The sequence below is a fragment of the Saccharomonospora iraqiensis subsp. paurometabolica YIM 90007 genome (assembly GCF_000231035.2).
GTDB lineage: Bacteria > Actinomycetota > Actinomycetes > Mycobacteriales > Pseudonocardiaceae > Saccharomonospora > Saccharomonospora paurometabolica.
Genome location: NZ_KI912260.1, coordinates 44,869 through 68,159, shown reverse-complemented (window position 1 = coordinate 68,159; position 23,291 = coordinate 44,869). Strand labels below are relative to the sequence as shown.

Genomic DNA, 23,291 nt, shown 5'->3' with positions numbered 1-23,291 from the left:
GGCCCGGGGGCCCGGGTGGGCCCGGTGGTCCGGGCGGACCGGGTGGGCCCGGTGGACCGGGAGGTCCCGGCGGGCCCGGCGGACCGGGCGGTGGCCCGTCAGAGTCGGGGGGTTCCGGGGAGCCCCCCGGTGGCCAGGGAGAAACCGGAAGCACGACGCGTGAGGTACCACCCGCACGACGCCGGATGGCGGCGGCGAGCTTCGGCCTGTTCCCGGTAGCCAACATCGTGGTGCTCGAGTTGGGGTTCGCGGTCGGCCTCGTCCTTGTCGCGATCAACGACGGATTGCTCTACCCGGCGATCGGCGTCACCGCCGTGGCACTTGTCCTGGCCTTCCTCCGGTGGAAGGGCCAGTGGTTCACGCAATGGGCGGGGCTTACGGTCCGATACGCGCTTCGCTCACACGATCGCGTGATTACCCCACCGGATCCGACCAATGTCGAGCCCGTCGCCGTCGGCGAGGACGACGGCGAGGAGATCCTCGGACCCGAGGACGCCCGCGTCAGTCTGCTGCGACTCGCGGTGCCCGACCTCGTCGTGGCGAAGACGAAGGACCATGAGCATCACGAGGTCGGGCTCGCCTGGCACGACGGGACGTGGACGGCGGTTCTTCTGGTGGAACCGACACCGGCACTGATCACCCAGGCGGATGCCGCACCGAGCCTTCCCCTCGCGGCACTGGCGCCCTGCCTGGAGGACCGTGGAGTCATCCTCGACTCGATCCAGATGACCTCGCACTGTTACCCGGGCAGTGCGGCACTCCCGGCGGAGTCACCGGCACTCGAGTCCTACCTGGAGGTTCTCGGGCCATTGTCCGCCCCGGCGCGACGCACCACCTGGATCTCCGTCCGACTCGACCCGAAACGGTGTCCGACGGCTGTCCGTGAACGCGGCGGGGGTGTCGTCGGTGCGCACAGAGCGCTGATGGGTGCCCTGTCGCGCGTCCGCAATGCACTGGAGTCACAGGGAGTGCCGACCAGGCCGCTGAACCCCGAGGAGCTGCTGAGGTCGGGGATTTCCGCGGCCGAACTGACCGACGTCGCCGGTTCGACCACCCGTGTCCGGCTGCATGAGAAGTGGGGCGGGGTCACCGCCGCCGGGATCGGCCACGCCAGTTACGCGATCACGGGGTGGCCGAAGGGGCGGATCAGCAGCAACCTCAACGCGCTCACCAGCGTCCGCGCGTTGTCCGCGACCGTCGCCATGTCCCTCTCGCCCGCGTCCGACGAGGGTAAGGTCGGGCTGCGGGGCGTCGTCCGTATCAGCGCACGGAATCCACGTGAACTCGAGGCGGGCGATCAACGGTTGACGAGCGTCTCCGAACGGATCGGCGTCACACTGACACCGCTCCGTGGATCACAGGCCTCCGGATTCGCCTCGACGTTACCCCTGGGAGGTACCGCGTGAGCACCCGTGTGCACGACGCGAACGAGGCCACAGGTGTGGCACCGGAGTTCGTCGTCGATCCCGAACTGCTCGACGTTGTCAGCCCTTCGGGTGACCGTGGGGGGATCGTGCTCGGATCGGGGCTGCAGGGGGAACCGCTGACGGTCTCCGCGCTGCGGTCGGCACCCACGCGCATCGTTCTGGTCGGTGGACTGTACCTGTCCCGGCAGGTCGCGCTGCGCGCGATGGCGGTCGGTGCCTGGGTCGTCATCGCGACCGGACGTCCCACGGCCTGGCATGTCCTGCCCCAGGCGGCGGGGCAGCAGCAAAACGGACAGCCCTCGCCGCTGGTCCAGATCCGGCGACTCTCCCCGGTCGAACTGCCCAGGCCCTCGGAAGACGCACCGCTACTCGTCGTCCACGACGGTGGTCCGACACCACAGGATCTGTTTCCTCCACGCTCGCCGTGGCAGACGACGATCTATGTCCTGCCGTACCTCCATCCGCAGGCAGGTGCACTGGCCAATGCGGCGGACCTGGTGCTGATGCAACGGCTTCCCGCGGGGCAGGCGGAACTCGCGGGTCGCATCTGGCGGCTCCCGCCGCAGATGATGCGGCAGCTGACGACCTTGAAGGACGACCAGGTCGTTGCCCTGGGCCGTAACCTGTGGCGTCCGCTCCGCCTGGTCACCACTCCCAAGGAGCAGCAACTCCTCGGCCCGGTCCGCCGAGGCGACTGACCTCGTCCCCCTCCCCTGCCCGCCCGCCCGGCACCGGCCGTGGTCCCGGGCGGGCGGGGGTGGGTCGTTCCGCGGGCGGGTGGAGGTAGGTCGTTCTGCGGGCGGACCGCGCCGCTTTCGCACGTCTGTTGCCTGTCAAGGCGTCGTCCGGCGCCAGTGGACAAGTGCGTCTCTCCGAGGAACCTGTGGACAACTGCTGGTCGTGAAGAGCGTGTGTCGGCGCTGTGGGTCACGCTGTGTCCATGGACTCACCGACGCGAATCGACATCAACGACGTCTTCCGTGGCTCGGCGGCACGCTCCGCGGGGTACCTCACCGCTGCCCAGCTTCGGGGCCCGCGGTTTCGTCGCCTCTTCCAGGACGTGTACGCACCCGCCCACCTCGAGGTCACTCACGAACTCCGCTGCCGCGGAGCAGCTCTGATCGTTCCGAAGCGTGCGGTTCTGACCGGGCGCTCGGCAGCGACCGTTCTGGGCGTCGACCTCGCCAAGCCGAACGATCCGGTGGAATTCGTCGTGCCCGAGGAAGCACGCTTCGGTCCGGTCCGTGGTATCCACGTCCGGCGAACCGCCGTGGGGAGGAAGGAATCCCGGCCGTGGCACGGTGTGCGGATAGCACGGCCCTGCCGCATCGCGCTCGACCTGCTCCTACGGCACTCTCCACGCACCCGTAGCTGGGTACGCAGACTTCGACTCGCCGTTCCCGACCTGGACGCCTTCATCCGCGCCCGTATGGTTTCCCGAGCAAGACTCGGGCGCATACTTTATCGCCGCCGCAACCGGGGTATCCGGCTCGCGCGGAAGGCGTTCGAGTTGTCCGACGACCGGGCAGAGTCACTCCCGGAATCGGAACTGCGGGTCGTCCTGGTGTGTGGGGGATTCAAACCGACGCCGCAATACCGCATCGTCCGGGCGGGCAGGGAGGTGGCCCGACTCGATCACGTCCTTCAGGAGAGCAAGACAGCCGTCGAATACGACGGCCTGTGGCACCGGACCAAACGGCAGTTGCGGCGGGACAAGCTACGTCGGAAGTGGTTGACCGCGGAGGGGTGGCGATTCGTCATCGTCACCGCGGAGAAACTCGCCGGGAACCACGAACGGTTGCTCGCCGAAGTGCGCGAGGCTCACTTCCGGGACCGCTGATCGGCCAGCCCGGTACTGCGCACATTACGCGTGATCTCCGCCCGGGTCGCCAGCTGTTCGTCGGGCGGGTATTCGACACGGACCAGCGTCAACCCGTGGGCAGGAGCGACCACACTGCTACGGTCCCCCAGGGCCAACAGCTCCGCCGGCCAGTCGACCCCTCGCCGACCATCACCCACGTAGAGCAACGCACCGACGAGACTTCGCACCATCGAGTGGCAGAAGGCGTCCGCCGACACATGCAGCACCAATTCATGCTCGTCGACGCGTTCCCAGCGGAGGTGGCGCAACTCCCGGATCGTCGTCGCACCCTCTCTTCGCTTGCAGAAGGCGGCGAAGTCGTGCAGGCCGACGAGGTGGGTCGCCGCCTCGTTCATGGCCTCCACGGAGAGCTCCCGTGGCCACGCCAACGTATCCCGACGGCGGAGCGGACTCACCCCCCAGGCCGCATCCGACACCCGGTACTCGTAATGACGTTCCGCGGCCGAAAAGCGTGCGTCGAAGCCCGCAGGGGCACGCCGAACGTCGAAAACCCGTACATCTGCGGGCAGAGCGCGGTTCAACCGGTACCGAGCCTGTCCGAAATCGGGGACGCCATCGGCATCGACCGTCATCCTGCGCCGGTCTCGCGTTCCGCCCGCGAAACGCGTCACGTCCACATGGGCCACCTGGCCGGTGGCGTGGACGCCGGTGTCGGTGCGGCCGGCCACGACTATCGGGGTGCGGACGGAGGCGCCCGGGGGTTGCTTTGTCAGCGCGTCCTCCAAGACGCCCTGCACCGTGCGAAGTGTCGGTTGGCGGGCCCAGCCGTAGAAGTCCGTACCGTCGTAGCCGAGATCGAGGCGGAGACGAACGAGCCCGCCGTCCCCGTGGGGAACGGCGGGCTCGTTCGTCTCGTGCTGAGCCGTCAGGACTCGTCCTTCTTGTCGCTCGGCTCCTCGACGGCGTCGTTCGACTCGTCCGCGTTGTCGGCCTCGGCCTCATCGCCCGGGCCGGACGTCTCCCCGTCCTGCCCGCCGGACTCCTCCGTGGTGGACTCGGGCTGCGGCTTCTGCGCGGCCTCGTCCTTCGCGAACTTCGTCTTCCGTGCGGCCTCCGCCTCGGAGGTCACCGTCTTCTCCGGGACCAGTTCGATGACCGCCATGGGCGCATTGTCACCCTTGCGCGGTAGCGTCCTGGTGATCCGCACATAGCCACCGTTGCGGTCGCTGTAGAACGGTCCGATCTCGGCCATCAGCTTGTGCACGACGTCCTTGTCCCGGATCGTCCGCATGATCTGACGCCGATTGTGCAGGTCACCACGCTTCGCCTTGGTGATCAGCTTTTCGGCGAGCGGGCGCACCCGCTTGGCCTTCGCCTCGGTCGTGGTGATCTTGCCGTGCTCGAACAACGACGTAGCCAGGTTGGCCAGCATCAACCGCTCGTGCGCAGGCGATCCGCCGAGACGGGATCCCTTCGTGGGGGTGGGCATCGGTTCTCCTCGTTTGAGCTTCTAGCGCCGCAGGACCACTTACAGCTGTTCCGTCTCCGCGAAGTCCTGGCCGTCGTCGGGGCCGGTGTCGGGGAAATCGGTCGCGGTGTCCGCGCCCCACGTCTCCCCCTCGTAGGTGGACGCAGCGGCAGTGGGGTCGAACCCGGGCGGGCTGTCCTTCAGCGCGAGGCCCAGACCGACGAGCTTCATCTTGACCTCGTCGATCGACTTGGCGCCGAAGTTCCGGATGTCGAGCAGGTCGGCCTCGCTCCGCGAGACCAGTTCGCCGACCGTGTGAATCCCCTCGCGCTTCAGGCAGTTGTACGACCGCACCGTCAGGTCCAGGTCCTCGATCGGCATCGCGTAGGCCGCGATGGTGTCCGCCTCCTGCGGCGACGGCCCGATCTCGATGCCCTCCGCGTCGACGTTGAGCTCACGGGCGAGCCCGAACAGCTCGACCAGCGTCCTGCCCGCCGACGCGACCGCGTCCCTCGGCGTGAGGGACGGCTTGGTCTCCACGTCGAGGATCAGCTTGTCGAAGTCGGTCCGCTGTTCGACACGGGTCGCCTCGACCTTGTACGTCACCTTCAGCACCGGCGAGTAGATCGAGTCGATCGGGATCCGACCGATCTCGGCACCGGCCTGCTTGTTCTGCAGAGCGGGCACGTACCCGCGGCCACGCTCGACGACCAGTTCGATCTCGAGCTTGCCCTTGTCGTTGAGCGACGCGATCTGCAGATCCGGGTTGTGCACCGTCACCCCGGCCGGGGGCACGATGTCCGCCGCGGTCACCTCGCCCGGCCCCTGCTTGCGCAGGTACATCGTGACGGGCTCGTCCTCCTCCGAGGAGACGACGAGTTCCTTGAGATTCAGGATGATCTCGGTGACGTCTTCCTTGACGCCCGGCACGGTGGTGAACTCGTGCAGCACGCCGTCGATACGGATGCTCGTGACCGCGGCACCCGGGATCGACGACAGCAGCGTGCGCCGCAACGAGTTGCCGAGGGTGTAGCCGAAGCCCGGCTCCAGCGGTTCGATCGTGAACCGTGAGCGCGTCTCGTTGACCGTCTCCTCGCTGAGAGTCGGCCGCTGGGAAATCAGCACTGTCCTTCTTCCTTTCCTACCGGCGCCCGCCATATGACGCCGAAAGGGATGGCGTGGTGGCGGCGCGCTCGGGGCGCCGCCACCCGATCCGGACCGGCACCGGGCCGGTGCCGGATCACCTCGAGTAGAACTCGACGATCAGTTGTTCCTGCACCGGAATGTCGATCTGTGCGCGCTCGGGCAACTGGTGCACGAGGATGCGCAGGTTCGACGGGACGACCTGCAGCCAGCCGGGCACCGGACGCTCGCCCAGCGACTCCTTGGCCGCGACGAACGGCAGCATCTGCAGCGACTTCGGCCGGACATCGATGATGTCGAACTTCGTGACGCGGTAGCTCGGGATGTTGACGTTCGTCCCGTTCACCGTGAAGTGGCCGTGGCTGACCAGCTGCCGGGCCTGACGGCGGGTCCGCGCGAGCCCCGCCCGGTACACGACGTTATCCAGCCGCGACTCCAGGATCTGCAGCAGGTTCTCGCCGGTCTTGCCGGGACGCCGCGTGGCCTCCTCGTAGTAGCGGCGGAACTGCCGCTCGACAATGCCGTACGAGTGACGGGCCTTCTGCTTCTCCTGCAGCTGCAGCAGGTACTCGCTCTCCTTGACCCGGCCGCGGCCGTGCTGGCCCGGCGGGTAGGGGCGACGCTCGAAGGCCTTGTCGCCACCGACGAGATCGACCTTGAGGCGACGCGAGAGACGGGTCGCGGGGCCGGTGTATCGAGCCATGGTTCTTTACTCCTCCCCGTTCCTCAGACCCGGCGACGCTTCGGCGGGCGGCAGCCGTTGTGCGGCTGCGGGGTCACGTCCTGGATGGTGCCGACCTCGAGTCCGGCGGCCTGCAGCGAACGGATCGCGGTCTCGCGTCCCGAACCGGGCCCCTTCACGAACACGTCGACCTTCTTCATGCCGTGCTCGGTCGCCTTGCGGGCCGCGTTCTCCGCGGCCATCTGCGCCGCGAACGGCGTCGACTTCCGGGAGCCCTTGAAGCCGACGTGGCCGGAGGACGCCCAGGAGATCACCGCGCCCTGCGGATCGGTGATCGAGACGATGGTGTTGTTGAACGTGCTCTTGATGTGGGCGTGCCCGTGTGCAACGTTCTTCTTTTCCCTGCGCCGGACCTTCTTGGTTCCGGTCGTACGACCCTTGGGTGGCATGGTCGGGTTTCTCCTCTAGCGCGAGTTCTGGTGATGGGTGGCCGCGGCCTCGTGCTGGCCACGCCGGATGAGCGTCCCGGCGTCCGTGTACAGCTGGCGCAGCGCCATCGGACGGGCGTAGAGAGCTCTGGGGGACATGCGGGAGGCCGCACGCCGACGCTGGACCGCGCCGGCACGGACGCCCCGCCGGACCCGGACGCTCACTTCTTGCCCGCCTTCTTCTTGCCGGCGACCGTCTTCTTCGGGCCCTTACGGGTGCGGGCGTTCGTCTTGGTGCGCTGGCCCCGCACCGGGAGCCCGCGGCGCCACCGCAGCCCCTCGTAGCACCCGATCTCGATCTTCCGCCGGATGTCGGCGTTCACCTCGCGCCGGAGGTCACCTTCGACCCTGAAGTTCTCTTCGATGTGATCCCGCAGCTTCACGAGGTCGTCGTCGCTGAGGTCCCGGACGCGGGTGTCCACGTTCAGGTCCGTCGCGGCGATGACCTCCTTGGAGCGGGTACGGCCGATCCCGTAGATGTAGGTCAGCGCGATCTCCAGCCGCTTCTCGCGGGGGAGGTCGACGCCGGCGAGTCGTGCCATTGGCGCTCGTGCTCCTTCGTTGTCACAACTTCGGGTCTCCTCCCCGTCCGTTCCGGGACCGACTCGCGTCGTCCGTCCGCTCTCGCGGGACGGTGTCCCGGCCCCGGCCCGAAGTTCCGGGGGTAGGTCGGACCGCCGTGTCCGGCCGACCCGACAGGCGCGGGGAGATACTGTGTTCGGCGTCGTCAGAACACCTGAACGAGTGCCGCGATCAGCCCTGCCGCTGCTTGTGCCGCAGGTTGTCGCAGATCACCATGATCCGCCCGTGACGACGGACGATCTGGCACTTGTCGCAGATCCTCTTGACGCTCGGCTTGACCTTCACGTCTCCTGCTCTCCTGCTCGTGCTGAGTTGCTGCGCGCCCCCTGGCAGAGGTCGCCCTCCGCCACGCTCACGAAATCACTTGTAGCGGTAGACGATGCGTCCACGGGACAAGTCGTAGGGCGAGAGCTCCACGACGACCCTGTCTTCCGGCAGGATGCGGATGTAGTGCTGCCGCATCTTGCCGCTGATGTGTGCTAGGACCTTGTGGCCGTTCTCCAACTCGACGCGAAACATCGCGTTGGGAAGCGGCTCGATTACGCGGCCCTCGACCTCGATGGCCCCGTCCTTCTTCGCCATGTACTCCGCGTTTCGTGATCGTTGAGCGTTGAGTGCTTGCCTGGGTGGCACACACGTCACGTCGGCCGGAACCCGATAAGCGAGCACGATGGGACCGACGTGATGAGCACGCCAATCAGACAGTGTACGCAACGCGTGTCAAGCCCGACCACCGGGGCCGTGTCAGACCCCGCAGCGACCGCGCGACCACTCCGCGCGTTCGACCGGACGACGGTGTCGTATCAGCCTGCCCCCGGCTCCCGTAGTGACGCGGTTCGCGGGCGAAACGTCGTCCCCGGGCCGGCCCGGGGCGTTCGGCGGGTGGGGGGGGGGAGGGGAGCCGGTGCCGGTTTCCAGGCCACCGCACCCCGTGTACGTGTACCGCAGTTCGCGGGCTAACTGTTCCCGTTGTCCGGGGCGGTGAGGACCCACGGGCCGTCGTCGGTGATCGCGACGGTGTGTTCCCAGTGGGCGGCGCGGGAGGCGTCCGCGGTGACGACGGTCCAGCCGTCGTCCAGCTCGACGGCCTCCGAGGATCCGGCCGTGAGCATCGGCTCGATGGCGAGCGCCATGCCGGTCGTGAGCTTCGGTCCCCGGCCCGGTCGGCCGAGGTTCGGCAGAAACGGCTCCATGTGCATCTCACGGCCGATCCCGTGTCCGCCGTACTCGGCGATCATCCCGTACTCCACGCCGTGCTCCGCGGCCTTCCGCTGGGCCGCGGTCTCGATGGCGTGCGAGATGTCGGTCAGCCGGGTGGCCGAACCGAGGGCTGCCACCCCCGCCTCCATCGCCGCCCTGGTTGCCTCGGACAGTGCGCGGTCGCGATCCGAGACCGTCCCGACCTCGATGGTCACCGCCGAGTCGCCGTGCCACCCGTCGAGGATCGCGCCACAGTCCACCGACAGCAGGTCACCGTCGTCGAGCACGCGGTCCCAGGTCGGGATCCCGTGCACGATCTGCTCGTTCACCGACGCGCAGATCGACGCGGGGAACCCGTGGTAGCCCTTGAACGACGGCACCGCACCGGCGTCCCGGATCGTCTGCTCGGCGAGCTCGTCCAGCTCACCGGTACTCGCCCCGGGCACGGCCGACCGCCGTACCAGGTCGAGGGTGCGGGCGACGACGAGCCCGGCGCGTCGCATCGCGTCGAGCTCGCCGCGCGTCTTGACCTCGATCGTGTTTCGACGTCGGAACATACCCAGCAGTGAGCCGACCAGGGTCACGAGCGCTTGCCGAGCGCGTCGAGCACCCTGTCCGAGACCTCGTCGATGTCCCCGACACCGTCGACCGTCACCAGGATGTCGGAGTAGTACTCCAGCAGCGGTGCCGTCTCCGAGCGGTACACCTGCTGCCTGCGGCGGATGACGTCCTCGGTGTCGTCGGACCGTCCGCGCTCCAGCAGCCGCTCCACCAGCAGGTCCTCGGACACCTGGAGTTCGATCACCGCGTCGAGCGCGGTGTCGTTGTCGGCGAGCATCTCGCCGAGCACCTCGGCCTGCTTGGTGTTCCGCGGGAATCCGTCGAGCAGGAAGCCGTTCTTGGCGTCCGGGTCGGTCAGGCGCTCGCGCACCATCTCGTTCGTCACCGTGTCCGGCACGAGCTCGCCGGAGTCGAGATAGCGCTTCGCCTCCCGGCCGAGCGGGGTCTCCTGCCCCACGTGCGACCGGAACAAATCACCGGTCGAGATGTGCGGGACGCCGAGCCTGTCGGACAGCGCCGCCGCTTGCGTACCTTTTCCGGCCCCTGGAGGACCAACGAGGACCACACGCGTCATCGGAGGAACCCTTCATAGTTGCGCTGCATCAGCTGGCTCTCGATCTGTTTCACGGTGTGCAGGGCGACACCGACCATGATCAGCACAGCTGTTCCGCCGAACGGGAAGTTCTGGGCGCCGCCACCGCCTTGCTGGCTCCCGGTCATGGACAGGAAGAAGTTGGGCAGGATCGCCACGACACCCAGGTAGATCGACCCCGGCAGGGTGATCCGGTTGAGCACGAACCCGAGGTATTCGGCGGTCGGCCGACCCGGGCGGATCCCCGGGATGAAGCCGCCGAACTTCTTCATCTCCTCAGCGCGGTCGTCCACGTTGAAGGTGATCGTGATGTAGAAGTACGTGAAGAAGATGATCATCGAGAAGTACAGCAGGATGTGTACCCAGCTCGACTGATCGGTCAGGTACGTCTGGATGAACTGCTGCCATCCGGACGCCTCGTTCGGATCCCCGATGAGCTGCCCGAGCAGATCGGGCAGGTACAGCAGCGAGGACGCGAAGATCACCGGGATCACGCCGGCCTGGTTGACCTTGATCGGCAGGTAGGTCGAGGTCCCGCCGTACATCCGGCGTCCGACCATCCGCTTCGCGTACTGCACCGGGATCCGGCGCTGGCCCTGCTCGACGAAGACCACGCTCGCGATGATCGCCAGCCCGAGGACACAGACGAAGAAGAACGTGAGTCCACCCGCCGAGCTCAGGATGTTCGCGCCCTCCTCGGGGATCCGCGCGGCGATGTTGAGGAAGATGAGCAGGGACATGCCGTTGCCGACGCCGCGCTCGGTGATCAGCTCGCCGAGCCACATCATCACGGCGGTGCCCGCGGTCATCGTCAGCACCGTGAGGGCCAGCGAGTAGACGCTGTCGTCCGGCAGTACCGGCACCTCACAGCCGACGAACAGCTGATTGCGGTCCGCCAACGCGACCACGCCGGTTGCCTGCAGGATCGCGAGTCCGATCGTCAGGTACCGCGTGTACTGCGTCAGTTTGCCCTGTCCGGCCTGGCCTTCCTTCTTCAGCTCCTCGAACCGGGGGATCACCACCGTCAACAGCTGCACGATGATGCTCGCCGTGATGTAGGGCATGATGCCCGTGGCGAACACGGACAGCTGTAGCAGCGCCCCACCACTGAACAGGTTCAGCAGCGAGAAGATGTTCTGATCCTCTGCCTGCGCCTGACATGCCTGCACGTTGGGGTAGGAAACCCCGGGAGCTGGCGTGACCGCACCGACGCGGTAGACGGCCACGATCATCAGCGTGAACAGGATCTTCTTGCGCAGGTCCGGCGTCGCGAGAGCCGAGCGGAAGGCGCTGAGCACGCGGGGGACCTCCTCGGCGTCGTCGGCGAACCGACGATCGGCTTGGCCGACCACCTTGGCCGGCTGGACACTCTGTCACTGGCGGGCAAGCCAGACACGCTCGGGGCACATGGGTGCCCCAAGCGTCGAGTGCGACTCTAACAGCCTCTCTGAGTGCCGCCGCACATAGTGCGGCTTTGCCCACGTTCGTCGCCGAACGACCCCACGAACGGGGGTACGTCCTGGCCCGGGTGGTGGCGCGTTCCGCGGGCGGAACGCGCCACCACGGCGACGTGCCCGGCCCTCGTGGGGACAGTTCGCGGGCGGAATGTCGTCCCTGGGTGGCCGGGCGCGGGTCGGGAGGGCGAGTCGGGTCGGGGTGGGAACGTGAAACGGCCCGCGGCCCCGGTGGGGGGCTGCGGGCCGTTTCGTTGTGCGGGTCTCCCGGTTCGACGACCGGTGAGCGTGCGAGTCAGAGTCGGGTCGTCGTGCCGCCCGCCGACTCGATCTTCTCCCGGGCCGACTTGGAGAAGGCGTCGGCGGCGACGTCGAGCTTGACGCCGTTCACGTCGCCGTCACCGAGGACCTTCACGAGTTCGTCCCGGTGGATCAGGCCCCGGGACACCAGTTCGTCCCTGCCGACCGTGCCGCCGTCCGGGAACGCGCGGACGAGGTCGCCCACGTTGATTCCCTGGTACTCGGTGCGGTTGCGGTTCTTGAACCCGCGCAGCTTCGGAAGCCGCTGCTGGATGGGCATCTGCCCACCCTCGAAGCCGGCGGGCACGTTCTTCCGGGCTCTGGTGCCCTTCGTACCGCGACCCGCGGTCTTGCCCTTCGAGCTCTCACCACGGCCGACACGGATCTTGTCCCGATTCGCGCCGGGGGCCGGCCGCAGGTGGTGGATCTTGATGGCCATTACTTGACCTCCTCCACGTTCACCAGGTGGCGGACCGCGTTGATCAGACCACGCACCTGGGGCGTGTCCTCCCGCACCACCGACTGGTGGATCTTGCGCAGGCCGAGGGTGCGCAGCGAGGCCTTCTGGCTCTTCTGCGTGCCGACCAGGCCCCTGATCTGCGTGACCTTCAGTTGCGTCATGTCAGACCTCCTGCCCCGCGCGCTGGCGCAGCATCCGGGCCGGGGCGACGTCCTCGAGCGGCAGCCCACGGCGGGCCGCCACCTCCTCCGGACGCTGCAGATCCCGCAGGGCCCGCACGGTCGCGTGCACGATGTTGATCGCGTTGTCGCTGCCCAGCGACTTCGACAGCACGTCGTGCACCCCGGCGCACTCCAGCACGGCACGCACGGCACCACCGGCGATCACACCGGTACCGGGGCTGGCCGGACGGAGCAGAACCACGCCCGCGGCCTCCTCACCCTGCACGGGGTGCGGGATGCTGCCCCCGATCCGGGGCACGCGGAAGAAGTTCTTCTTGGCCTCCTCGACACCCTTGGCGATCGCCGAGGGCACCTCCTTGGCCTTTCCGTAGCCGACACCGACCTGCCCGTCGCCGTCCCCGACGACGACCAGCGCGGTGAAGCTGAAGCGCCGACCACCCTGGACGACCTTCGCCACCCGGTTGATCGATACGACGCGCTCGAGGTGCGGGGTCTTGTCCTGGGCCGCCCCGCCACGGCCACCGTCACGACGGTCCCTGCGGTCCCGGCCGCCACCGCGCTCGCGGTCGCCGCCCGGTCCCCCCTGGCCGCCGGATTGCCGCGTACGTCCCGGCATCAGGCGTTCCTTCCGTTCTCGAGAAATGTGCTCATGTCAGAACTCCAACCCCGCCTCGCGGGCGGCGTCGGCGAGAGCCGCGATCCGGCCGTGGTAGGCGTTGCCTCCCCGGTCGAACACCGCTCGCGAGACGCCCGCGTCCTTGGCGCGGGCGGCGACCAGCTCGCCGACCCTCGTGGCCTTGGCCTTCTTGTCGCCCTCGACGGTGCGCACGTCCGCCTCCAGCGTCGACGCCGACGCCAGCGTGTGGCCCGCGTCGTCGTCGATCAACTGGACGACGAGGTGCCGCGAGGAGCGCTTGACCGACATCCGCGGGGTCTGCGCCGTGCCGCTGATCTTCTTCCGCAGCCGTGCGTGCCTGCGGGCCTTGCCGGCGCGACGACGGGTGGAGATGTCCTTGCCGACCGGCTTGCGCTTCGTCACCGTTTCGCTCATGATCACTTACCCGTCTTTCCGACCTTGCGACGGATGCGCTCGCCCTCGTACCGCAGGCCCTTGCCCTTGTAGGGGTCGGGACGCCGGAGCTTGCGGATGACCGCCGCCGTCTGGCCGACCTTCTGCTTGTCGATGCCGGACACCGAGAACTTGGTCGGGCTCTCCACCTTGAAGGTGATCCCCTCGGGCGCGGACACCGTCACCGGGTGGCTGAAGCCGAGCGCGAATTCGAGGTCGTCGCCCTTGGCCTGGACGCGGTAGCCGACGCCGTGAATCTCCATCCGCTTCTCGAAGCCGTCCTTGACGCCGGTGACCAGGTTGTTGACCAGGGTCCGGGTCAGTCCGTGCAGCGAGCGGTTCTCCCGTTCATCGTCCGGGCGCCGGACGGCGAGCGTGCCGTCCTCGTCCCGCTCCACGGTGATCGGCTCCGGGACGGTGTGCTCGAGGGTGCCCTTCGGCCCGGTGACCGAGACGTGCTGACCGTCGATGGTCACCTCGACCCCGGAGGGGACGGTGATCGGCAGCTTACCGATGCGTGACATGCCTGTCCCCCTTCCTCACCAGACATAGGCGAGGACTTCCCCGCCCACGCCGTTGCGCTTGCACTGCCGGTCGGTCTGCAGGCCGGACGAGGTCGAGATGATCGCCACGCCGAGGCCACCCAGAACGCTGGGCAGGTTGGTCGATTTCGCGTACACACGCAGGCCGGGCTTCGACACACGCCGCAGGCCGGCGATGCTGCGCTCGCGGTTGGGGCCGAACTTCAGCTCGACGACCAGGTTCTTGTGCTTGTCTCCCGGCTCGGTGCGGTAGTCCGAGATGTAGCCCTCACGCTTGAGGATCTCCGAGATGTTCGCCTTGATCTTCGAGTGCGGCAGCTCGACCACGTCGTGGTACGCCGAGTTCGCGTTCCGCAGACGTGTCAGGAAGTCTGCGATCGGGTCGGTCATCGTCATGGTGACCTGTCAACCTTTCTCGCCCCGGTTCCCCTCACCGGCGGCCGGTGCGTACCGGGCCGGCTCGGGGCCTGTGGCGAAGTGGGATGGATCCCTGTCTGCGCAGGGTGCGGTAAAAGCCTTCACCAGCTCGACTTGTTCACGCCGGGGAGCTGGCCCGCGTGCGCCATGTCCCGCAGGCAGATCCGGCACAGGCCGAACTTGCGGTAGACCGAACGCGGCCGGCCACACTTCTGGCAGCGGGTGTAGGCGCGCACCCGGAACTTGGGCTTGCGGGCAGCCTTGGCGATCAGAGCTTTCTTGGCCATCTGATCAACTCTCCTGATTCTTGCGGGACACCCGCACCCGGTCGGCTTTCCTCAGCACAACGGACCGAGTGTCGCTCATGACGCCTCCTTGAACGGGAAGCCGAGCTTGCGGAGCAACGAGCGGCCCTCGTCGTCGTTGGTCGCCGTGGTGACGACCGTGACGTCCATGCCGCGGGGGCGGTCGATCGAGTCCGGCGAGATCTCGTGGAACATCGACTGCTCGGTCAACCCGAACGTGTAGTTGCCCTTGCCGTCGAACTGCTTGCTCGACAGGCCGCGGAAGTCCCGGATCCGGGGCAGCGAGATGGTCAGCAGCCGGTCGAGGAACTCCCACATCCGGTCGCCCCGCAGCGTCACACGGGCACCGATCGGCTGCCCCTCCCGCAGCTTGAACTGCGAGATCGACTTCCGGGCCCGGCGGACCTCGGGACGCTGGCCGGTGATCGCGGCGAGGTCCCGGACCGCGCCCTCGATGAGCTTGCTGTCCCGGGCGGCGTCACCGACACCCATGTTCAGCACGACCTTGACCACACCGGGGATCTGGTGCGGGTTCCCCAGGTCGAACTCCTCACGCAGCTGGCCGGCGATCTCGTCGCGGTACCGGGTCTTCAACCGCGGCGTCGGGTAGCTTTTCTCTGCGGTGGTCATCAGATGTCCTTGCCCGTCCTACGCGAGATACGAACCTTCTTGCCGTCCTCGCCGATGCGGTGTCCCACCCGGGTCGGCTTTCCGTCGGAGTCGACGACCATCACGTTCGACACGTGGATGGGGGCCTCCTGGGTGACGATGCCGCCGGACTGGGCACCGCGCTGTGTCTGGGTGATCCGGGTGTGCTTCTTGATGCGGTTCACACCCTCGACCAGCACGCGCTGGCGGCCCGGGTAGGCCTGGATGACCTTGCCCTTGGCACCCTTGTCCTTGCCCGCGATGACGAGGACCGTGTCGCCCTTCTTCACCTTCATTGTCAGAGCACCTCCGGCGCGAGCGAGATGATCTTCATGAACTTCCGATCGCGCAGCTCGCGGCCGACCGGCCCGAAGATGCGTGTGCCGCGTGGATCGTTGTCGTTCTTGATGAGCACCGCAGCGTTCTCGTCGAACCGGATGTAGGAGCCGTCGGGGCGACGCTTCTCCTTCACCGTCCTGACGATGACGGCCTTGACGACGTCACCACGCTTCACATTGGCGCCCGGGATGGCGTCCTTGACGGTGGCGACGATGATGTCGCCGATGCCCGCGTAGCGCCGCCCCGAGCCACCGAGCACCCGGATGGTCAGGATCTCCTTGGCACCCGTGTTGTCGGCGACTCGCAGTCGCGACTCCTGCTGGATCACGTCAACTCCTGTATGTCGCGCCGGTTCTCGGCGACGCCGAGCCTGGCGGAACGAACGGGGCCGCCCGGCCCCTGATTACTTGGCCTTCTCACGGATCTCGACGAGCCGCCAACGCTTGGTCGCCGACATCGGCCGGGTCTCCATCAGCGTGACCCGGTCGCCCACGCCCGCGGTGTTGCCCTCGTCGTGTGCCTTGACCTTCTTGGTCCGGCGCATGATCTTGCCGTAGAGCGGGTGCTTCTTACGGTCCTCGAGTTCCACGACGATCGTCTTGTCCATCCTGTCGGACACGACCAGGCCTTCACGCACCTTCCGGTAGTTCCGGTCGGTGTCCCTGCTCTGCACCGCCTCCGTCATGCGGCACCCTCACTCTCGTTCTCCTCGGGGGAGACGGACAGGCCGAGCTCCCGCTCCCGCATCACGGTGTAGATGCGGGCGATGTCCGCGCGCACCGTGCGCAGCCTGCGGTTGTTGTCGAGCTGCCCGGTGGCCATCTGGAAGCGGAGGTTGAACAGTTCCTCCTTCGACTCCTTCAGGCGCAGCACGAGCTCGTCAGCAGTGAGCTCACGAAGTTCTGACGCCGCAACTCCTCCGGCCTTCGCCATCAGAACTCACCACCTTCGCGGTTCACGATCCGGCACTTCATCGGCAGCTTGTGGATCGCGCGACGCAGCGCCTCGTGGGCGACCGCCTCGTTCGGGAAGCTCATCTCGAACATGACGCGACCGGGCTTGACGTTGGCCACCCAGTACTCGGGCGACCCCTTGCCGCCACCCATGCGGGTCTCGGCGGGCTTCTTGGTCAGCGGCCGGTCCGGGAAGATGTTGATCCAGATCTTGCCGCCGCGCTTGACGTGCCGGGTCATCGCGATACGTGCCGACTCGATCTGCCGGTTTGTCACGTAACCCTGCTCGAGCGCCTGGATGCCGTAGTCACCGAAGTGCACCTTCGTGCCGCCCTTGGCCGCACCGGAAGTCCTCGGCGAGTGCTGCTTGCGGTACCTGACCTTGCGTGGGATGAGCACGCCTCAGCCCTCCGTCTTCTCTGCGGCGTCCGGGGACGCCACCTCCGGGGCCTGGCTCGCCGCGACGTCGGTGTCGGTCTGCGTGTTCGCGGCGGCCCTGCTTGCTTCGGTCGACGTCGGCGTCGTGCCGGACGAGCCGGACCGACGCCGCGACGGGCGCTCACGGCGCGGCGCACGCTCGGAGGCCGCGGCGGCCTCCCGCTCCTGCTTGGCCTTGAGGCCACCCATCAGGTCGCCCTTGTAGATCCACACCTTCACGCCGATGCGGCCGAACGTCGTCCGGGCCTCGAAGAACCCGTAGTCGATGTCGGCACGCAGGGTGTGCAGCGGGACCCGGCCGTCGCGGTAGTGCTCCGACCGGGACATCTCGGCGCCGCCGAGCCGGCCGCTGCACTGCACGCGGATGCCCTTGACCTGCGGCGAGCGCATCGACGTCTGGATCGCCTTGCGCATCGCGCGCCGGAAGGCGACACGGTTGGACAGCTGCTCGGCGATGCCCTGGGCCACGAGCTGCGCGTCGGCCTCGGAGTTCTTCACCTCGAGGATGTTGAGCTGCACCTGCTTACCGGTGAGCTTCTCCAGCGCGCCGCGGATCCGGTCCGCCTCGGCGCCGCGGCGCCCGATGACGATGCCCGGACGGGCGGTGTGGATGTCGACACGGACCCGCTCCCGGGTGCGCTCGATCTCCACCTTGGAGATACCCGCGCGCTCCATGCCGGTGGACAGGAGCTTGCGGATCTTGACGTCCTCGGCCACGTACTCCGAGTACTGCTTGTCGGCGTACCAGCGGGACTTCCAGTCCGTGGTGATCCCGAGCCGGAAGCCGTGCGGGTTGATCTTCTGGCCCACTACCGGCCACCTGCCTTCTTCTTGCTCTTCGACTTCGCCTTGTCGGGACGCGACTCGACCTCCACCGTGATGTGGCTGGTCCGCTTCCGGATGCGGAACGCACGGCCCTGCGCCCGCGGGCGGATGCGCTTGAGCGTCGGACCCTCGTCGGCGTAGGCGTTCTTGACCCAGAGCGTGTCCGGGTCGAGGTCGAGGTTGTTCTCCGCGTTGGCCATGGCGCTGGCGAGCACCTTGGCCAACTGGTCGCTGGCCGTCTGCGGCGCGTACCGGAGCACGGCCAGGGCCTCGTTGGCGTTACGGCCCTTGATCAGCTCGATCACCCGGCGCACCTTGGTCGGCGAGTCCCGGACGAAGCGAGCCCGCGCGAAAGCCGTGGGCAGTTCCTGCGCCTCGGCAACCGCGTCACTACGCGCGTTCATCATTACTTGCCCTTCTCGGTGCGCGCTCAGCGGCGGCGCGACTTGCGGTCATCCTTGACGTGGCCCTTGAAGGTCCGCGTCGGGGCGAACTCGCCCAGCTTGTGCCCCACCATCGCCTCGGTGACGAACACCGGGACGTGCTTGCGACCGTCGTGCACCGCGATGGTGTGGCCGAGCATGTCCGGAGTGATCGTCGACCGGCGGGACCAGGTCTTGATGACGGTCTTCTTGCCCGAGTCGTTGAGCGCGTCCACCTTCTTGAGCAGGTGGTCGTCCACGAACGGGCCCTTCTTCAGGCTGCGTGGCATCGGTGGCTACCTCCTACTCAGCGCTTCTTCTTGCCGGTGCGCCTACGGCGGACGATCAACTGGTCGCTCGGCTTGCGCCGGCGGGTACGACCCTCGGGCATACCGTTCGGGTTGACCGGGTGCCGGCCACCGGACGTCCTGCCCTCACCACCACCGTGCGGGTGGTCGACCGGGTTCATCACGACACCGCGCACCGTCGGGCGCTTGCCACGCCAACGGCTGCGGCCCGCCTTGCCCCAGCTGATGTTCGAGTGCTCCGAGTTGCCGACCTCGCCGACCGTGGCCCGGTTGCGCACGTCCACGTTGCGGATCTCGCCCGAGGGCATCCGCAGCTGCGCGTACGGTCCGTCCTTGGCCACGAGCTGCACGCGCGCACCCGCCGAGCGGGCGATCTTCGCGCCGCCGCCGGGCCGCAGCTCGATCGCGTGCACCACCGTGCCGACCGGGATGTTGCGCAGCGGCAGGTTGTTGCCCGGCTTGATGTCGGCCTTCGGGCCGTTCTCGATCTTGTCGCCCTGCTTCAGCTTGTCCGGCGCGATGATGTAGCGCTTCTCGCCGTCGGCGTAGTGCAGCAGAGCGATCCGGGCGGTCCGGTTCGGGTCGTACTCGATGTGCGCGACCTTCGCCGGGACGCCGTCCTTGTCGTTGCGCCGGAAGTCCACGATCCGGTAGGCCCGCTTGTGCCCACCGCCCTTGTGCCGAGTCGTGATCTTGCCGCGGGCGTTCCGGCCTCCGGTCTTGGTGACCGGCTTGACCAGCGACTTCTCCGGCTCGGACCGCGTGATCTCAGCGAAGTCGGCGACCGAGGAACCCCGGCGCCCCCCACTTGTTGGCTTGTACTTGCGGATGCTGCCCATGTCGTCTCAGTCCCTTACGCGGCTGGTCCGCCGAAGATCTCGATCGGCTTGCTCTCGGCCGACAGCGTGACGATGGCGCGCTTGGTGTCCTTGCGCTTGCCGAACCCGTACCGGGTGCGCTTGCGCTTGCCCGGGCGGTTCTGGGTGTTCACACTGACGACCTTCACGCCGAAGATCTTCTCGACCGCCACCTTGACCTGCGTCTTGTTGGCGTCGGGACGAACCAGGAACGTGTACTTGTGGTCGTCGAGCAGCCCGTAGGACTTCTCGGAGATCACCGGCGCGATCAGCACGTCGCGCGGGTCGGGGATCGCCACGGAGCTCATGCCTGCACACTCCCTTCGGCCGTCGTCTCCGCGCCGGCGCCCTTGTGCTGGGCGGGCCCGGCCAGGAAGGCGTCGAACGCGGCCCTGGTGAACACCACGTCGTCGTTCACGAGCACGTCGTAGGTGTTGAGCTGGTCCGGCGTGATCAGGTGGACGTACGGCAGGTTCCGCGCCGACAGCACGCTGCGCTCGTCGTCGCGGTCCACCACCACCAACACGCGCGTGGCGTCGGTGACGGCGGCCAGGGCGGCCTTCGCCGCCTTCGTCGACGGCTTCGCACCGCTGACCAGCTCGGTCACCACGTGCAGCTGCCCGGACCGCGCACGGTCGGACAGCGCGCCCCGCAGTGCCGCGGCCTTCATCTTCTTCGGCGTCCGCTGGGTGTAGTCCCGGGTCGTGGGCCCGTGCACCGTGCCACCACCGACGAACTGCGGCGCCCGGACCGAGCCCTGACGCGCCCGCCCGGTGCCCTTCTGCCGGTACGGCTTGCGGCCACCGCCGCGGACGTCGCCCCGGGTCTTCGTCTCGTGCGTACCCTGACGCGCCGCGGCGAGCTGCGCCACCACGACCTGGTGCATCAACGGGATGTTGGCCTGCACGTCGAAGATCTCCGCGGGCAGCTCGACCGTGCCCCCGGCCTCGCCCGCCGGAGTCTTCACCTCGACCGTCGCGGTCATTGCGTCACACCACCCTTCGCGGCGCTGCGGACGAACACCAGGCCGTTCTTCGGGCCGGGAACCGCTCCCTTGATCAGCAGCAGACCGTCGTCGGCGCGCACCGAGTGCACGCGCAGGCCCTGCGTCGTGACGCGGTTGCGGCCCATCCGGCCCGCCATCTTCTTGCCCTTGAACACGCGACCGGGCGTCGCCGCCCCGCCGATCGCACCCGGCTTGCGGTGCGTGGCCTGGTTACCGTGGGCGGCACCCTGACCGGAGAAGCCGTGCCGCTTCATGCCGCCGGCGAACCCCTTGCCCTTGGTCGTGCCGGTCACGTCGACCAGCGTGCCGTCGTCGAAGATCTCGACGGTGAGCTCCTGGCCGACCTCGTAGGCGTCCGCGTCCGAGGTGCGCAGTTCCGCGAGGTGCCGCCGCGGGGTCACACCGGCCTTCTCGAAGTGGCCCGACTTCGGCTTGTTCACCTTCCGCGGGTCCACGGCGCCGAACGCCAGCTGCACGGCCGAGTAGCCGTCCTTGTCCTTGTCGCGCACCTGGGTCACCACGTTCGGCCCCGCCTTGACGACCGTCACCGGGATGACCCGGTTGTTCTCGTCGAAGACCTGGGTCATGCCGAGCTTGGTGCCCAGGATGCCCTTCACTTGCCTTTCAGACATCAGTCTCTATCTCCGCCGCTCGACCAACGCTTACTGGATGTTGACGTCGACGCTCGCCGGAAGGTCGATGCGCATGAGCGCGTCCACCGTCTTCGGCGTCGGTTCGAGGATGTCGATCAGACGCTTGTGCGTGCGCATCTCGAAGTGCTCGCGCGAGTCCTTGTACTTGTGCGGCGAGCGGATGACGCAGTAAACGTTCTTCTCGGTCGGCAGCGGCACAGGTCCGACCACCGAGGCACCGGTGCGCGTCACCGTCTCGACGATCTTGCGCGCGCTGCTGTCGATCGCCTCGTGGTCGTAGGCCTTGAGCCTGATGCGGATCTTCTGTCCCGCCATGGTTCCTTACCGTCTCGTCCTCGACCGGTCCGACACGACTCCGCGGGTCCGGTCCGCCTTCGATCGTTCGATCGCCGACCCGTCCCACCGCAGCTCGCCACCGGACGGTCGGGGAATCGTCTAGTACCGCTGTTCTCGCACGTCAACGACCTATCCCCGGCCCCCGCGCTCGGGCGTGTCGCCCGGGCCACGCAGACTGATCCCGCAGGATCGTTGTCGTGCCGCCAGGTCTGCTTCCTCGGAGCGTCGGCTCGGCCGATCACTCCCGACTCGCGAAGTTCACGAGCCCGGGGCGCTCACAGTGGGGCGGCCGATTTCTCCGGCCTGCGTGACGAGTCCTTGCGAAATCGGCCGCCCCACGTCGAGCAACCTGTTCAGGATGCCACACCGAGGTGCGACATCCGCACCCGGGGGTCCGGGTACCTCACTTGACGATCTTGGTGACCTGGCCGGCGCCCACGGTGCGGCCACCCTCGCGGATGGCGAACCGCAGACCCTCGTCCATCGCGACCGGCTGGATCAGCTGGACCGAGATCTCGGTGTTGTCGCCCGGCATCACCATCTCCGTGCCCTCCGGCAGCGTCACGACACCGGTGACGTCGGTGGTGCGGAAGTAGAACTGCGGGCGGTAGTTGTTGAAGAACGGCGTGTGCCGGCCACCCTCGTCCTTGGCCAGGATGTAGACCGAGGCCTGGAACTCCGTGTGCGGGGTGGTGGTGCCCGGCTTCACGACGACCTGGCCGCGCTCGACGTCCTCCCGCTTGACACCACGCAGCAGCAGGGCGGCGTTGTCGCCGGCCTGGCCGTAGTCCAGCATCTTGTTGAACATCTCGATGCTGGTGACCGTGGTCTTGCGGGCGTCCGGCTTGATGCCGACGATCTCGACCTCTTCGTTCAGCTTGATCTCGCCGCGCTCGATCCGGCCGGTGACCACCGTGCCGCGGCCGGTGATCGTGAAGACGTCCTCGATCGGCATCAGGAACGGCTTGTCGGTGGCCCGCACCGGGTCCGGGATGTTCTGGTCGACGCCGTCCATCAGCTCCATGATGCTCTGCGCCCACTTCTCCTCGCCCTCGAGCGCCTGCAGCGCCGAGACGCGGACGACCGGGGCGTCGTCGCCGGGGAACTCCTGCGAGCTGAGCAGCTCACGGACCTCCATCTCGACGAGCTCGAGGATCTCCTCGTCGTCGACCATGTCCGCCTTGTTCAGCGCCACCACGATGTAGGGGACGCCGACCTGGCGGGCCAGCAGCACGTGCTCCCGGGTCTGCGGCATCGGGCCGTCGGTCGCCGCGACCACCAGGATGGCGCCGTCCATCTGCGCCGCACCGGTGATCATGTTCTTGATGTAGTCGGCGTGGCCGGGCGCGTCAACGTGCGCGTAGTGCCGCGCCTCGGTCTGGTACTCGACGTGCGCGATGTTGATCGTGATGCCGCGCTGCTTCTCCTCCGGGGCGTTGTCGATCTGCTCGAACGCCCTGGACTTGTTCAGCTCGGGGTACTTCTCGTGAAGCACCTTGGTGATCGCCGCGGTCAGCGTGGTCTTGCCGTGGTCGACGTGACCGATGGTCCCGATGTTGACGTGCGGCTTGCCCCGCTCGAACTTCGCCTTCGCCACTGGAATGTCCTCCTGGACTTTCTTGCTCGCGACCGGCGTGGCAGCCGGCCGACGACTCGATCTGGTCGGTTGTGCGGACCCTAGGGGGAGTCCCCTTTCACGCCCGCGGATGGGTGCTCCGGGTTACTCCCCCGTCGCCTTCGCGATAACCACTGCTCGACTCCGGGAGAGCTGCGCGCCTCGCGAGCTACCGCTCACTCGATGCTCACTCCCCC

Annotated in this window: 37 protein-coding genes; 3 read left to right on the top strand and 34 right to left on the bottom strand. The window is 67.9% G+C overall.

Going from position 1 to position 23,291, the window contains the following annotated elements; translation table 11 throughout:
* Positions 1-185 precede the first annotated feature (185 nt).
* The 3 genes from eccE (at position 186) to SACPADRAFT_RS0222440 (ending at position 3,267) form a co-directional block, all read left to right on the top strand.
* Entirely contained in the window at positions 186-1,406 is a 1,221-nt protein-coding gene (eccE, locus tag SACPADRAFT_RS0222450; RefSeq protein ID WP_007023292.1) for a type VII secretion protein EccE, read from the top strand.
* Positions 1,403-2,125, top strand: coding sequence for a hypothetical protein (locus SACPADRAFT_RS0222445; RefSeq protein ID WP_007023291.1), 723 nt, complete (start codon positions 1,403-1,405; stop codon positions 2,123-2,125). The genes eccE and SACPADRAFT_RS0222445 overlap by 4 nt, the downstream gene beginning before the upstream one ends.
* 242 nt (positions 2,126-2,367) lie before the next feature.
* The gene (locus SACPADRAFT_RS0222440; protein WP_007023290.1) at positions 2,368-3,267 is read left to right on the top strand and encodes a DUF559 domain-containing protein; all 900 of its coding nucleotides are present in this window, start codon (positions 2,368-2,370) and stop codon (positions 3,265-3,267) included.
* On the opposite strand, the gene truA is transcribed toward SACPADRAFT_RS0222440, so the two are convergent.
* From truA to tuf, 34 genes are all read right to left on the bottom strand, one after another.
* Positions 3,249-4,178: a tRNA pseudouridine(38-40) synthase TruA gene (gene truA / locus SACPADRAFT_RS0222435; protein ID WP_084258572.1), complete on the bottom strand. Its 930-nt coding sequence runs from the start codon at positions 4,176-4,178 to the stop codon at positions 3,249-3,251. The genes SACPADRAFT_RS0222440 and truA overlap by 19 nt on opposite strands.
* Positions 4,175-4,738, bottom strand: a complete 564-nt coding sequence (gene rplQ, locus SACPADRAFT_RS0222430; RefSeq protein ID WP_007023288.1) for a 50S ribosomal protein L17 — start codon at positions 4,736-4,738, stop codon at positions 4,175-4,177. Before rplQ ends, truA begins: the two co-directional genes overlap by 4 nt.
* A gap of 39 nt (positions 4,739-4,777) precedes the next feature.
* Positions 4,778-5,842 (bottom strand): DNA-directed RNA polymerase subunit alpha, encoded by a 1,065-nt coding sequence (locus SACPADRAFT_RS0222425; protein ID WP_007023287.1) that lies wholly within the window; start codon positions 5,840-5,842, stop codon positions 4,778-4,780.
* A gap of 115 nt (positions 5,843-5,957) precedes the next feature.
* Positions 5,958-6,563, bottom strand: a complete 606-nt coding sequence (rpsD, locus tag SACPADRAFT_RS0222420) for a 30S ribosomal protein S4 (protein WP_007023286.1) — start codon at positions 6,561-6,563, stop codon at positions 5,958-5,960.
* Positions 6,564-6,586: 23 nt separating this feature from the next.
* Positions 6,587-6,991: a 30S ribosomal protein S11 gene (rpsK, locus tag SACPADRAFT_RS0222415; protein WP_007023285.1), complete on the bottom strand. Its 405-nt coding sequence runs from the start codon at positions 6,989-6,991 to the stop codon at positions 6,587-6,589.
* Positions 6,992-7,006: 15 nt separating this feature from the next.
* Positions 7,007-7,195, bottom strand: coding sequence for a hypothetical protein (locus SACPADRAFT_RS0222410; RefSeq protein WP_007023284.1), 189 nt, complete (start codon positions 7,193-7,195; stop codon positions 7,007-7,009).
* On the bottom strand, positions 7,192-7,572 hold the full coding sequence (gene rpsM, locus SACPADRAFT_RS0222405) for a 30S ribosomal protein S13 (RefSeq protein ID WP_007023283.1): 381 nt from the start codon (positions 7,570-7,572) through the stop codon (positions 7,192-7,194). Before rpsM ends, SACPADRAFT_RS0222410 begins: the two co-directional genes overlap by 4 nt.
* A gap of 211 nt (positions 7,573-7,783) precedes the next feature.
* Positions 7,784-7,897, bottom strand: coding sequence for a 50S ribosomal protein L36 (gene rpmJ, locus SACPADRAFT_RS0222400; protein ID WP_005461389.1), 114 nt, complete (start codon positions 7,895-7,897; stop codon positions 7,784-7,786).
* A gap of 75 nt (positions 7,898-7,972) precedes the next feature.
* The gene (infA, locus tag SACPADRAFT_RS0222395; RefSeq protein ID WP_005443304.1) at positions 7,973-8,194 is read right to left on the bottom strand and encodes a translation initiation factor IF-1; all 222 of its coding nucleotides are present in this window, start codon (positions 8,192-8,194) and stop codon (positions 7,973-7,975) included.
* A gap of 374 nt (positions 8,195-8,568) precedes the next feature.
* Positions 8,569-9,369 carry a type I methionyl aminopeptidase gene (gene map / locus SACPADRAFT_RS0222390; protein WP_028662681.1) on the bottom strand — a complete coding sequence of 267 codons (801 nt, stop codon included), beginning with the start codon at positions 9,367-9,369 and terminating at the stop codon, positions 8,569-8,571.
* 23 nt (positions 9,370-9,392) lie between these two features.
* Positions 9,393-9,947 carry an adenylate kinase gene (locus SACPADRAFT_RS0222385; RefSeq protein WP_007023281.1) on the bottom strand — a complete coding sequence of 185 codons (555 nt, stop codon included), beginning with the start codon at positions 9,945-9,947 and terminating at the stop codon, positions 9,393-9,395.
* On the bottom strand, positions 9,944-11,263 hold the full coding sequence (secY, locus tag SACPADRAFT_RS0222380) for a preprotein translocase subunit SecY (RefSeq protein ID WP_007023280.1): 1,320 nt from the start codon (positions 11,261-11,263) through the stop codon (positions 9,944-9,946). The genes SACPADRAFT_RS0222385 and secY overlap by 4 nt, the downstream gene beginning before the upstream one ends.
* A 451-nt stretch (positions 11,264-11,714) precedes the next feature.
* Entirely contained in the window at positions 11,715-12,158 is a 444-nt protein-coding gene (rplO, locus tag SACPADRAFT_RS0222375) for a 50S ribosomal protein L15 (RefSeq protein WP_007023279.1), read from the bottom strand.
* Entirely contained in the window at positions 12,158-12,340 is a 183-nt protein-coding gene (gene rpmD / locus SACPADRAFT_RS0222370; protein WP_007023278.1) for a 50S ribosomal protein L30, read from the bottom strand. The genes rplO and rpmD overlap by 1 nt, the downstream gene beginning before the upstream one ends.
* Before the next feature lies 1 nt (position 12,341).
* Positions 12,342-12,977 carry a 30S ribosomal protein S5 gene (gene rpsE, locus SACPADRAFT_RS0222365; protein WP_007023277.1) on the bottom strand — a complete coding sequence of 212 codons (636 nt, stop codon included), beginning with the start codon at positions 12,975-12,977 and terminating at the stop codon, positions 12,342-12,344.
* A 36-nt stretch (positions 12,978-13,013) separates the two neighbouring features.
* Positions 13,014-13,412: a 50S ribosomal protein L18 gene (rplR, locus tag SACPADRAFT_RS0222360; protein WP_007023276.1), complete on the bottom strand. Its 399-nt coding sequence runs from the start codon at positions 13,410-13,412 to the stop codon at positions 13,014-13,016.
* Positions 13,413-13,414: 2 nt separating this feature from the next.
* Entirely contained in the window at positions 13,415-13,954 is a 540-nt protein-coding gene (gene rplF, locus SACPADRAFT_RS0222355) for a 50S ribosomal protein L6 (RefSeq protein WP_007023275.1), read from the bottom strand.
* A 15-nt stretch (positions 13,955-13,969) separates the two neighbouring features.
* A complete protein-coding gene (gene rpsH / locus SACPADRAFT_RS0222350; protein ID WP_007023274.1) occupies positions 13,970-14,368 on the bottom strand; it encodes a 30S ribosomal protein S8 in 399 nt (132 codons plus the stop codon).
* A 122-nt stretch (positions 14,369-14,490) separates the two neighbouring features.
* Positions 14,491-14,676 carry a type Z 30S ribosomal protein S14 gene (locus SACPADRAFT_RS0222345; protein ID WP_007023273.1) on the bottom strand — a complete coding sequence of 62 codons (186 nt, stop codon included), beginning with the start codon at positions 14,674-14,676 and terminating at the stop codon, positions 14,491-14,493.
* Between the two features lie 75 nt (positions 14,677-14,751).
* Positions 14,752-15,324, bottom strand: coding sequence for a 50S ribosomal protein L5 (rplE, locus tag SACPADRAFT_RS0222340; RefSeq protein ID WP_007023272.1), 573 nt, complete (start codon positions 15,322-15,324; stop codon positions 14,752-14,754).
* Positions 15,324-15,638, bottom strand: a complete 315-nt coding sequence (gene rplX / locus SACPADRAFT_RS0222335) for a 50S ribosomal protein L24 (RefSeq protein WP_007023271.1) — start codon at positions 15,636-15,638, stop codon at positions 15,324-15,326. Before rplX ends, rplE begins: the two co-directional genes overlap by 1 nt.
* 2 nt (positions 15,639-15,640) lie before the next feature.
* A complete protein-coding gene (gene rplN / locus SACPADRAFT_RS0222330) occupies positions 15,641-16,009 on the bottom strand; it encodes a 50S ribosomal protein L14 (protein WP_007023270.1) in 369 nt (122 codons plus the stop codon).
* Between the two features lie 75 nt (positions 16,010-16,084).
* Positions 16,085-16,366 (bottom strand): 30S ribosomal protein S17, encoded by a 282-nt coding sequence (gene rpsQ / locus SACPADRAFT_RS0222325; protein WP_007023269.1) that lies wholly within the window; start codon positions 16,364-16,366, stop codon positions 16,085-16,087.
* Positions 16,363-16,614: a 50S ribosomal protein L29 gene (gene rpmC, locus SACPADRAFT_RS0222320; RefSeq protein ID WP_007023268.1), complete on the bottom strand. Its 252-nt coding sequence runs from the start codon at positions 16,612-16,614 to the stop codon at positions 16,363-16,365. The genes rpsQ and rpmC overlap by 4 nt, the downstream gene beginning before the upstream one ends.
* On the bottom strand, positions 16,614-17,033 hold the full coding sequence (gene rplP / locus SACPADRAFT_RS0222315; RefSeq protein WP_007023267.1) for a 50S ribosomal protein L16: 420 nt from the start codon (positions 17,031-17,033) through the stop codon (positions 16,614-16,616). Before rplP ends, rpmC begins: the two co-directional genes overlap by 1 nt.
* A 3-nt stretch (positions 17,034-17,036) precedes the next feature.
* On the bottom strand, positions 17,037-17,882 hold the full coding sequence (gene rpsC / locus SACPADRAFT_RS0222310; protein ID WP_007023266.1) for a 30S ribosomal protein S3: 846 nt from the start codon (positions 17,880-17,882) through the stop codon (positions 17,037-17,039).
* Positions 17,882-18,301 (bottom strand): 50S ribosomal protein L22, encoded by a 420-nt coding sequence (rplV, locus tag SACPADRAFT_RS0222305; protein WP_007023265.1) that lies wholly within the window; start codon positions 18,299-18,301, stop codon positions 17,882-17,884. The genes rpsC and rplV overlap by 1 nt, the downstream gene beginning before the upstream one ends.
* A gap of 26 nt (positions 18,302-18,327) precedes the next feature.
* The gene (rpsS, locus tag SACPADRAFT_RS0222300; RefSeq protein WP_007023264.1) at positions 18,328-18,609 is read right to left on the bottom strand and encodes a 30S ribosomal protein S19; all 282 of its coding nucleotides are present in this window, start codon (positions 18,607-18,609) and stop codon (positions 18,328-18,330) included.
* 17 nt (positions 18,610-18,626) lie between these two features.
* The gene (rplB, locus tag SACPADRAFT_RS0222295; RefSeq protein ID WP_007023263.1) at positions 18,627-19,466 is read right to left on the bottom strand and encodes a 50S ribosomal protein L2; all 840 of its coding nucleotides are present in this window, start codon (positions 19,464-19,466) and stop codon (positions 18,627-18,629) included.
* A gap of 14 nt (positions 19,467-19,480) precedes the next feature.
* Complete coding sequence (rplW, locus tag SACPADRAFT_RS0222290; protein WP_007023262.1) at positions 19,481-19,792, bottom strand: 50S ribosomal protein L23; 312 nt, start codon at positions 19,790-19,792, stop codon at positions 19,481-19,483.
* On the bottom strand, positions 19,789-20,469 hold the full coding sequence (gene rplD, locus SACPADRAFT_RS0222285; protein WP_007023261.1) for a 50S ribosomal protein L4: 681 nt from the start codon (positions 20,467-20,469) through the stop codon (positions 19,789-19,791). The genes rplW and rplD overlap by 4 nt, the downstream gene beginning before the upstream one ends.
* Entirely contained in the window at positions 20,466-21,122 is a 657-nt protein-coding gene (gene rplC / locus SACPADRAFT_RS0222280; protein ID WP_007023260.1) for a 50S ribosomal protein L3, read from the bottom strand. Before rplC ends, rplD begins: the two co-directional genes overlap by 4 nt.
* Before the next feature lie 30 nt (positions 21,123-21,152).
* Positions 21,153-21,458 (bottom strand): 30S ribosomal protein S10, encoded by a 306-nt coding sequence (gene rpsJ / locus SACPADRAFT_RS0222275; RefSeq protein ID WP_007023259.1) that lies wholly within the window; start codon positions 21,456-21,458, stop codon positions 21,153-21,155.
* 424 nt (positions 21,459-21,882) lie between these two features.
* Positions 21,883-23,076, bottom strand: a complete 1,194-nt coding sequence (tuf, locus tag SACPADRAFT_RS0222270) for an elongation factor Tu (protein WP_007023258.1) — start codon at positions 23,074-23,076, stop codon at positions 21,883-21,885.
* Positions 23,077-23,291: the final 215 nt, after the last annotated feature.